Source organism: Klebsiella sp. HMSC09D12, assembly GCF_001808475.1.
Taxonomy (GTDB): Bacteria; Pseudomonadota; Gammaproteobacteria; order Enterobacterales; family Enterobacteriaceae; genus Klebsiella; species Klebsiella oxytoca.
Genome location: NZ_KV793503.1, coordinates 46,716 through 55,645, shown reverse-complemented (window position 1 = coordinate 55,645; position 8,930 = coordinate 46,716). Strand labels below are relative to the sequence as shown.

At 59.2% G+C, this 8,930-nt stretch carries 10 protein-coding genes; 2 read left to right on the top strand and 8 right to left on the bottom strand.

Translation table 11 applies throughout. The features are described from left to right. A partial coding sequence (locus tag HMPREF3178_RS22740; protein WP_228705147.1) for a FumA C-terminus/TtdB family hydratase beta subunit occupies positions 1-1,202 on the top strand: 1,202 nt, incomplete at its 5' end. 83 nt (positions 1,203-1,285) lie between these two features. Here HMPREF3178_RS22740 and pcaC read toward each other — a convergent pair. From pcaC to HMPREF3178_RS22710, 6 genes are read right to left on the bottom strand one after another with little or no spacing between them, the layout of a single operon-like run. Continuing rightward, a complete protein-coding gene (gene pcaC, locus HMPREF3178_RS22735; RefSeq protein ID WP_017145767.1) occupies positions 1,286-1,669 on the bottom strand; it encodes a 4-carboxymuconolactone decarboxylase in 384 nt (127 codons plus the stop codon). Continuing rightward, positions 1,659-2,429, bottom strand: a complete 771-nt coding sequence (pcaD, locus tag HMPREF3178_RS22730; RefSeq protein WP_004102547.1) for a 3-oxoadipate enol-lactonase — start codon at positions 2,427-2,429, stop codon at positions 1,659-1,661. Before pcaD ends, pcaC begins: the two co-directional genes overlap by 11 nt. Continuing rightward, a complete protein-coding gene (locus tag HMPREF3178_RS22725) occupies positions 2,419-3,771 on the bottom strand; it encodes a 3-carboxy-cis,cis-muconate cycloisomerase (protein ID WP_017145766.1) in 1,353 nt (450 codons plus the stop codon). The genes pcaD and HMPREF3178_RS22725 overlap by 11 nt, the downstream gene beginning before the upstream one ends. A gap of 9 nt (positions 3,772-3,780) precedes the next feature. After that, positions 3,781-4,983: a 3-oxoadipyl-CoA thiolase gene (pcaF, locus tag HMPREF3178_RS22720; RefSeq protein ID WP_017145765.1), complete on the bottom strand. Its 1,203-nt coding sequence runs from the start codon at positions 4,981-4,983 to the stop codon at positions 3,781-3,783. Between the two features lie 10 nt (positions 4,984-4,993). Further along, entirely contained in the window at positions 4,994-5,650 is a 657-nt protein-coding gene (locus HMPREF3178_RS22715) for a 3-oxoacid CoA-transferase subunit B (RefSeq protein WP_017145764.1), read from the bottom strand. A gap of 10 nt (positions 5,651-5,660) precedes the next feature. Continuing rightward, positions 5,661-6,347: a 3-oxoacid CoA-transferase subunit A gene (locus tag HMPREF3178_RS22710; protein ID WP_004102556.1), complete on the bottom strand. Its 687-nt coding sequence runs from the start codon at positions 6,345-6,347 to the stop codon at positions 5,661-5,663. Between the two features lie 167 nt (positions 6,348-6,514). On the opposite strand from HMPREF3178_RS22710, the gene HMPREF3178_RS22705 reads away from it, so the two are divergent. Next, the gene (locus tag HMPREF3178_RS22705; protein ID WP_004102558.1) at positions 6,515-7,321 is read left to right on the top strand and encodes an IclR family transcriptional regulator domain-containing protein; all 807 of its coding nucleotides are present in this window, start codon (positions 6,515-6,517) and stop codon (positions 7,319-7,321) included. Here HMPREF3178_RS22705 and smrA read toward each other — a convergent pair. After that, complete coding sequence (gene smrA / locus HMPREF3178_RS22700) at positions 7,318-7,881, bottom strand: DNA endonuclease SmrA (RefSeq protein ID WP_017145763.1); 564 nt, start codon at positions 7,879-7,881, stop codon at positions 7,318-7,320. The two genes, HMPREF3178_RS22705 and smrA, sit on opposite strands and share 4 nt — an antisense overlap. Before the next feature lie 102 nt (positions 7,882-7,983). Then, positions 7,984-8,892, bottom strand: coding sequence for a LysR family transcriptional regulator (locus HMPREF3178_RS22695; protein ID WP_004102561.1), 909 nt, complete (start codon positions 8,890-8,892; stop codon positions 7,984-7,986). Between the last annotated feature and the right edge of the window lie 38 nt (positions 8,893-8,930).

Sequence of the window (8,930 nt, the reverse complement as noted above, 5' to 3'; positions counted from 1 at the left end):
TGGATATGTATAAAGAGGTCAACACCGGCACTAATCTTCCGGCGCAGATTGATCTCTATAGCGTTGACGGCGACGAATATAAATTCCTCTGTATGGCCAAAGGCGGCGGCTCGGCCAACAAAACCTATCTGTATCAGGAAACCAAGGCGTTAATCACCCCGGCGAAGCTGAAAAACTATCTCGTCGAGAAAATGCGCACGCTCGGCACGGCCGCCTGTCCACCGTACCATATTGCCTTTGTGATTGGCGGCACCTCGGCAGAGGCCACGCTGAAAACCGTTAAGCTGGCCTCAACGAAGTATTACGATGGTCTGCCGACCGAGGGCAACGAGCACGGCCAGGCCTTCCGCGATATTCAGCTGGAAAATGAGCTGCAGCTCGCAGCTCAAAACCTCGGCCTCGGTGCGCAGTTCGGCGGTAAATATTTCGCTCATGATATTCGCGTCATCCGCCTGCCGCGCCACGGCGCGTCGTGCCCGGTAGGCATGGGCGTCTCCTGTTCAGCGGATCGCAATATCAAAGCCAAAATCAACCGCCACGGTATCTGGATTGAGAAACTGGAGAGCAATCCGGGCCAGTATATTCCTGAACACCTGCGCCAGCAGGGTGAAGGCAGGGTCGTCAGCATTAACCTTAATCAGCCGATGAGCGAGATTCTGGCCCAGCTTTCCGTCCACCCGGTTTCAACGCGTCTGACGCTCAACGGTACCATTATTGTGGCCCGCGATATCGCCCACGCGAAGCTGAAAGAGCTCATCGATAACGGTGAAGAATTGCCGCAGTACGTCAAGGATCATCCGATTTACTACGCGGGCCCGGCGAAAACTCCGGAAGGCTATGCGTCAGGCTCCCTTGGCCCGACTACCGCTGGCCGTATGGATTCCTACGTTGATCTGCTGCAATCCCACGGCGCAAGCATGGTCATGCTGGCCAAAGGCAACCGCAGCCAGCAGGTGACCGACGCCTGCCGCAAGCACGGCGGTTTTTACCTCGGCAGCATCGGCGGCCCGGCTGCGGTACTGGCGCAGCAGAGTATTAAGAGCCTGGAGTGCGTGGCCTGGCCGGAACTGGGTATGGAAGCCATCTGGAAAATCGAAGTGGAAAACTTCCCGGCATTTATTCTGGTGGATGACAAAGGCAACGATTTCTTCCAGCAGATCCAGAATAAGCAGTGCGCGGGCTGTTCACAGCAAAGAGGGTGATATTACCCGCCCCTGGCGGCGGGTCACTGTCGAAGGCCGTCGCGTGACGGCCTGAGATGAGCGACAAACCTGCCGGGTGGCGGCTAAACAGCATTCATCTCATCAAACACCTGCTGCGCCAGATGCATCGTCGCGTTGGCTGCGGGCAGGCCGCAGTAAAGCGCGGAGTGCATAATTAACTCTTTTAACTCATCGCGGGTAACACCGTTATTAAACGCCGCCCGCAGATGCATTTTCAGCTCAGCCTCGCGATTCAGGGCAATCAGCATGGCGATGGTGATCATACTGCGGGTATGGTGATCGAGCCCCGGTCGGGTCCAGGTCTCTCCCCAGGCGTAGCGGGTAATGAAGTCCTGGAACTCTTCATTCAGCGGCGTCAGCTTTCGCAGCGTCTTATCGACATGCGTATCGCCAAGCACCTTGCGACGAACCGTCATTCCCTGCTGATAACGCTGTTTATCGTCCATGCTGTTGTTCCCCCTCAATAAAGCCCAGCAGCGCCGAGCTGAACGCCCGCGGCGCTTCGATATTCGATAAATGCGATGCCGCCAGCACCACTACCTCAGAGGTCGCGATCTGCTGATGCAGAAAGTTCGCATCGGCCACTGTAGTGACAGGGTCACTTTCACCGGCAACGATCAGCACCGGAACGGCAATCTGCCCGACCTCAGCGCGCAGATCGGCGGCGGCCAGCGCTTCACAGCAGACCGCATAGCCTTCCGCATCGATATGGGTCAACTGGTGACAGAGCGCTGCCACCACTTCCGGCGTCTTCTGACGAAACGCGTGGGTAAACCAGCGATCCGCCGCGCCTGCGGCCACCACTTCCATACCTTCCTGACGCACCGCGCGGGCGCGCGACAGCCAGCTTGCCTGGTCGCCAATACGCGCGGCGGTGTTGGCGACGACCAGCCCGTAAAAACGTTCCGGAGCAAAGCGTCCCAGCCACAGACCGGTCAGACCGCCCATGGAAATTCCGCAAAACCAGGCTTTGGCAATATTAAGATGATCGAGCAGCGCAACCACATCTTCGCCGAGCTGCGCCAGCGTCACTTTACCGTTTTTACGCGTGGCGCCATGACCGTGGGTATCGTAGCGCAGCACGCGAAAATGCTGCGTCAACGCCTCGATCTGCGGCTGCCACATCGCCCGGGTGGTACCCAGCGAGTTAGAGAGAACGATGACCGGCGCGTCTTGCGGCCCGTCAATCTGATAATCAACATTCAAGACGTTGCTCCTTATATCGCGCCACAACCTGGCGCACGAAGAGTGCTGAGCTGCCGGTCGCCGTTGCCGGCTCCAGCAGTTGGGTTAAGCGGCTGGCGGAAAGATGCTCGCTGACCAGCGGATCGTTTTCCAGCACGCTCAGCAATGAGCGAGACGTATCCAGCGCCTGACGACACAGCGCTTCAACCCGGTGATGGGCCTCGGCTTTACCGATAAATTCCGCCAGCGCCAGGGTAACGGCCTCAGCCATAATCAGGCCGTGGGTCATCTCAAGGTCGGCGCGCATCTTGTGCGCGAAGACCTGCATGTCGCTGACCAGCGCCTCGCTCTGCGTCAGCGCGCCGCCGACGAGGGTGATGAGCTCCGGCAGCGTTTCCCATTCCGCCTGCCAGCCGCCCAACGCCCGCTCATGCTGCTGGATCTGGCCAGCATACAGCGTCGCCACCAGGCCCGGCGTTCGCTGAGCGGCGGTCAAAATAGCGGCGCAGGAGATCGGGTTACGTTTGTGCGGCATGGTTGACGAACCGCCGCGCCCTTCGGCAACCGGTTCACCCACCTCTGCCACTTCGGTTTGCATCAGTAGAGAAAAATCATTCGCGAATTTACCCAGCGTACCGCAGACGCCTGCGTACCATGCCCCGACTTCCAGCAGCCGGTCGCGCTGGCTGTGCCAGGGCGCGTCCGGAAGCTGCAGGTCGAGCGCTTTCGCCAGCGCGGCGGCGATCGGCGGCGCCTGCGTTTTTAGGGAATCCAGGGTGCCCGCTGCGCCGCCAAACTGCAGCGCCAGCACCCTTGCCCGCATCTCTCGCAGACGCACCTGCCAGCGCAGCAGCGCATCCAGCGTCCCGGCAAGCTTCAGGCCGAAAGTGACCGGCAGCGCATGCTGCATCCAGGTACGGCCAGGCATCACCGTATCCTGATGGCGCTCCGCCTGACGGGCTAATGCGTCGAGCAGACGCTGTAACAGAGATTCCGTTTCCGCCAGCGCGCCGCGCAGCTGTAGAATAAAACCGGTATCGATAGCATCCTGGCTGGTGGCCCCCCAGTGTACGTAGCGCGCTGCCGCCTCATTCCGCTCTTTGACCCGAGCGGTCAGCTGTTTGACCAGCGGGATCGCCAGATTCCCGGCGCTGGCGGCGGCCTGCCCCAGCGCGGAAAAGTCGATTTTTTCGTGCCGGCAGCTCTCGATGATGGGATTGAGCGCCGTCTGCGGCACGAGGCCGCATTCGACCTCGGCGCGAACCAGAGCGGCCTCAAAGTCCAGCATCCCCTGCACCCGCTGTACATCGCTGAACCAGTCTGTCAGCGGGCTGGTACGCAGCATCGGGGTCAACAAACTCATTATGGCTCCTTAAACGCGTTCAATTATCAGCGCGATCCCCTGACCAACGCCGATACACATAGCGCATAGCGCATAGCGCCCGCCGGTACGACGCAGTTGATACGCTGCAGTCATTGCCAGACGACCGCCGGAGGCGCCCAGCGGATGACCGAGGGCAATCGCGCCGCCGTTAGGATTGACGTGCGCCGCATCGTCGGGCAAACCCAGATCGCGCGTAACCGCCAGCGCCTGAGCGGCAAAGGCTTCATTCAGTTCAATGACGTCCATCTGCCCAAGCGTTAACCCGGTTTGCGCCAGCACTTTACGCACCGCCGGCGCCGGACCAAATCCCATAATCCGCGGCGCAACGCCTGCCGTCGCGACGCCCACTACGCGCGCCAGCGGCTGTAAATCATTGGCGGTCAGCGCCTGCTCGCTGGCTAACAGCAGCGCACAGGCGCCGTCGTTAACTCCGGAGGCGTTGCCTGCCGTCACCGTACCGTCGGCGCGCACCACGCCGCGCAGCTTGGCCAGCGCCTCCGCCGTGGTGCTGCGCGGGTGCTCGTCGCGGCTAAAGAGTAGCGGTTCACCCTTACGCTGCGGCACCGAGACGGCGATCAGCTCGTCGGCAAATCGCCCCGCTTCCTGCGCCGCCGCCGTGCGCAGCTGGCTGCGCAGCGCAAACGCATCCTGATCGGCACGAGAAATGGCGAAATCACCGGCCACGTTTTCCGCCGTTTCCGGCATCGAATCCACGCCGTACAGCGCTTTCATCTGCGGGTTGATAAAGCGCCAGCCGATGGTGGTATCTTCCATCTGCATCGTGCGGCTAAAGGCGCTTTCGGCCTTGCCCATCACAAACGGCGCCCGCGACATGCTCTCCACGCCGCCGGCGACCATCAGCTGAGTTTCGCCGCTTTTAATCGCGCGCGCTGCGATGCCGATCGCATCGAGGCTGGAACCGCACAGGCGATTGACGGTACTGCCCGGCACGCTTTCCGGCAAGCCAGCCAGCAGCAGCGCCATCCGCGCGACGTTGCGGTTATCTTCACCCGCCTGGTTAGCGCAGCCATAAATCACATCATCAATGCGCGCCGGATCGAGGCCCGGGTTGCGCTCCAGCAGCGCCTTGAGCGGCAGTGCCGCCAGATCGTCGGCGCGTACGGTGGCAAGAGTACCGCCAAAGCGACCAAACGGCGTACGCACCGCATCACAGATAAATGCCTGATTCATCATAGGTTCCTTACGCGCTTTCCGCCAGTTGTGCAAAAGTCAGCGTCACCGGAGTGATGCGCTGCAGTTCCTCAAAAGAGAGGCCGTTAAAGATTTCCCGTACCACCGGGCCGCTTTCGCTGATATCGATGACCGCCAGATCGGTATAGATGCGGCTTACGCAGCCGACGCCGGTCAGCGGATAGGTGCAGTGCTCTACCAGCTTGCATTCACCGTCGCGGGTCAGATGATCCATCATCACGAAGACCTGACGAGCGCCAATGGCCAGATCCATCGCCCCGCCAACGGCAGGTATCGCGTCGGGCGCGCCGGTACTCCAGTTCGCCAGATCGCCGCTGGCGGAGACCTGGTAAGCGCCGAGTACGCAGATATCGAGATGACCGCCGCGCATCATGGCGAAGGAGTCGCCGTGATGGAAATAGCAGCCCCCCTCAAGCAAAGTCACATACTCTTTTCCGGCGTTAATCAGCTCCGGGTCTTCTTCCCCCGGTAGCGGTTTCGGCCCCATCCCCAGCAGGCCATTTTCGCTGTGCAGAAAGATTTCTTTATCAGCGGGAAGATAGTTAGCAATGCGGGTAGGCAAGCCGATCCCCAGATTGACATAAGCGCCTTCAGGTATATCGCGAGCCACGCGCTGGGCCATATCATCGCGAGTCAGTTTTTGCATAACGGGGTCCTCAGGCGCTTTTAGCGGCAATCAGGTTTTCCAGGGAGAAGACGCGCTGAACAAAAATGCCCGGGGTAATGATGCTCTCCGGGTCAAGGCTACCGAGGGGCACCAGCTGCGAGACTTCCACGATAGTGGTTTTCGCGGCGGTCGCCATAATCGGGCCGAAGTTGCGCGCCGCCTTGCGGTATACGAGGTTTCCCCAGCGGTCGCCTTGATGGGCTTTGATCAACGCAAAGTCGGCCTTGATAGGATATTCGAGCACATAGTGACGCCCGTCGATCTCGCGAGTCTCTTTCCCTTCCGCCAGCGGCGTACCGTAGCCGGTTGGAGTGAAAACCGCGCCGAGGCCCGCCCCTGCCGCCTGAATACGCGCCGCGAGGTTCCCCTGCGGTACCAGCTCCAGCTCAACTTTGCCGCGGCGATAGAGGTCATCGAAAATCTGCGAGTCAACCTGACGTGGGAACGAACAGATCATTTTTCGCACCCGCCCGGCTTTCAGCAGCGCCGCCAGTCCCACTTCGCCATTGCCCGCATTGTTGTTGATAATGGTTAAATCGCGGGCCCCCTGTTCTATCAAGGCATCTATCAGGTACGTCGGCTGGCCGGCGGGGCCAAAACCGCCAATCATAATCGTCGCCCCGTCGTGGATCCCGGCGATGGCATCACTTAGCGTCGACACGCTTTTATCAATCATCAGGTCGCTCCCGTATGTGCGGTAATCGCACTTTTATTCGTTGTTCGCACAAAATGTGACCCGCTTAACGATGCTGGTCAAGGGCGATAATCGAAATATGGTGCGATAATCGAACATCGTGTATGTTTAGCGAAAGAATGTGATCGACGGCAAATTGGGAGAGGAAAATGGAGAAACATCCAGACGATTTATTGACCGGCGATAGCGAGCCGTTTAAGGGCGATCCCAACTTCATGGCCTCGCTGGCGCGCGGGCTGGAAGTGATCCAGGCGTTCACTCCGCAGCGCCCGCTGCTCTCTATTTCGCAAATCAGTCAAAAAACCGGCATTCCGCGCGCGGCGGTACGTCGCTGTCTGTATACGCTAAGCAAGCTGGGGTTTGTGTACGCCGAAGATGGTAAAAATTTCCAGCTGCGGCCGAAAATTCTGGCGCTGGGCCACGCCTGGCTGGCCTCCACGCCGCTGGCGCGCTCGGCGCAGCCGGTACTCAAGCATTTAAGCGAAATGCTCAATGAATCCTGCTCTATCGCCACCCTCGACGGCGACGATATTCTTTATATCGCCCGCGCCTCCAGCTCGCGAATTATGACCATCGACCTGGACATCGGCAGCCGCCTGCCGGCATGGGCAACGTCAATGGGGCGCGTGCTCCTGAGCTATCAGCCGGAAGAGAAGCTGAACGATATGCTGGGTCGGGTTACGATGATTCGCTACACCCCGCAAACCGTTGATTCGGTCGCCAGGCTGCGCGCTGAGCTCAAACGCGTACGTCAGCAGGGTTATGCGCTCAACGATCAGGAGCTGGAGATGGGGCTGCGCTCGCTGGCGGTACCGTTGTTTAATCCCCAGGGCCAGATTCAGGCGGCGCTGAACGTCGGGGTGCACGCCGGACAGGTTTCCGCCCAGGAGATGCTCGAACGCGTATTACCCGAGCTCCAGAAGGCAGCCCGGGAATTAACGCTGCTGATGCGCTAGCGGCTGCGCTTGGCGTGGCGCTCCCGGTTCTCCAGCTTAGCCTCGGGCGATTTTCCTAGCGCCACGTAGCAGGCGCCGCTGCCGCCGTGGTGCGGTAGCGCCGCGCAGAACGCCTGGACTTCCGGTAGCTCCACCAGCCAGCGCGACAGGTAGCTACGGATAATATTGGCGTGCGCGTTGTCGTCGCGCCCTTTGCCATGAACGATCAGCAGATTCCGCAGCCCCTCTTTTTGCGCCTGAACCACAAAAGCAAATAACATCTGTCGGCACTTTTCCACCGGCTGACGCAGCAGATTAAGGCTCGCCTGCTGGCCATATTTGCCGCGCCGGAGCTTCTCCAGCACGCCGCTTTGCAGCCCTTCGCGTTTAAACTCCAGCGCGGTGGCCAGCGGCACGATATCGAGATAACCGGTGGTCAAAAAGTTATCCAGCTGCAGGGTGTCAACCCGCTGTACGGCGCGGGTTTTCCGCTCGGGATGCCAGTGAACATCGTTGTTGCGTTTCAGAGGCTGAACGTCCTCCATGGCGCCAAGAAATAGGGATTTGTCGTCAAGGTTCATGCGCGTTCCTCCAGCTACTACCGGGAGGGTACTATAGCCGCCTCACGACGCCTCCTCAACGCGTTTAGCCATTTATGCTGGCAAATCGGAGGCCCGAGGCGATTAGGGAAACAGTTGACGACTTTGGCGACGAAACAGGGTGATTAATGATGCCGTCAAAGGCGTTTGCCGCATATCGCGGCGCTGAATCAGATAGTAGGTGGCTTTGGGTAATGCTTCGCAGATGGGGATCATCACCAGCTTATCCGCCATCATCGGGTCGTTACCCAGTTCTACCGGCAGAATGCTGAGAAAATCGCTTTTCACCACCAGACTGATGCACGAAGAGAAAGTCTCGCAAACGATATCCACTTTCGGCGCCAGTCCGGCCTGGTTAAACATTTCCTGTAACTGTTTGAAATAGCTGCCACGCGGCGTCGGCATCGTCCAGTGATGTTCGAGCAACGCCTTGAGTGAAGTCGCTTTTGCCGCCGGGTGACCGGCGCGGGCGAATACCGCAAAGGGTTTCTCAAATAGCTTCTCAAAACTGAATTCATGATCGTACGGACCGGGATAGTAAGTATTGATAGTGAAGTCCAGCTCACCCTGCCGCAGTTCATTAATCATCGCCAGCAGCTGACCTTCCATAATCCGCACCTTCACCAGCGGATGCTGCTGATGAAAACGGCAAATGACCGAAGGCATCAGCGATCGCGCTACGCTGGCGCCAAGGCCGATATTAATCTGCCCGGCCTTTTCTCCCTGGCGCTGCAGCAACTCATCCTGCGCCGCCCGTAGCTCTTCCAGAATCAGGCTCGCATGTTGATAAAAGCTTTCGCCGTTTTCAGTCAGCGCCACCCCCTGGCTACGGCGCACAAACAGCTGTGCGGAGAGCCCTTCTTCCAGCTCTTTAATCGCTTTAGTTAACGCCGGCTGCGAAATCGCCAACGCCCGACTGGCGCCGCGAATACTGCCTTCACGCGCGACCTCAACAAAGGCGCGAATCTGATGAAATTTAATCTGAAATGACATATCGCAAGTGATAACCAATGTTTATCAGACAGAAGAAA

Bases quoted from the DNA above. Each gene is read 5' to 3' on its own strand.
- HMPREF3178_RS22725 (WP_017145766.1), bottom strand. From the start codon at position 3,771: ATGAGTTTGTTGACCCCGATGCTGCGTACCAGCCCGCTGACAGACTGG.
- pcaF (WP_017145765.1), bottom strand. From the start codon at position 4,983: ATGAATCAGGCATTTATCTGTGATGCGGTGCGTACGCCGTTTGGTCGC.
- HMPREF3178_RS22705 (WP_004102558.1), top strand. From the start codon at position 6,515: ATGGAGAAACATCCAGACGATTTATTGACCGGCGATAGCGAGCCGTTT.
- HMPREF3178_RS22715 (WP_017145764.1), bottom strand. From the start codon at position 5,650: ATGCAAAAACTGACTCGCGATGATATGGCCCAGCGCGTGGCTCGCGAT.
- pcaC (WP_017145767.1), bottom strand. From the start codon at position 1,669: ATGGACGATAAACAGCGTTATCAGCAGGGAATGACGGTTCGTCGCAAG.
- HMPREF3178_RS22695 (WP_004102561.1), bottom strand. From the start codon at position 8,892: ATGTCATTTCAGATTAAATTTCATCAGATTCGCGCCTTTGTTGAGGTC.
- smrA (WP_017145763.1), bottom strand. From the start codon at position 7,881: ATGAACCTTGACGACAAATCCCTATTTCTTGGCGCCATGGAGGACGTT.
- HMPREF3178_RS22710 (WP_004102556.1), bottom strand. From the start codon at position 6,347: ATGATTGATAAAAGCGTGTCGACGCTAAGTGATGCCATCGCCGGGATC.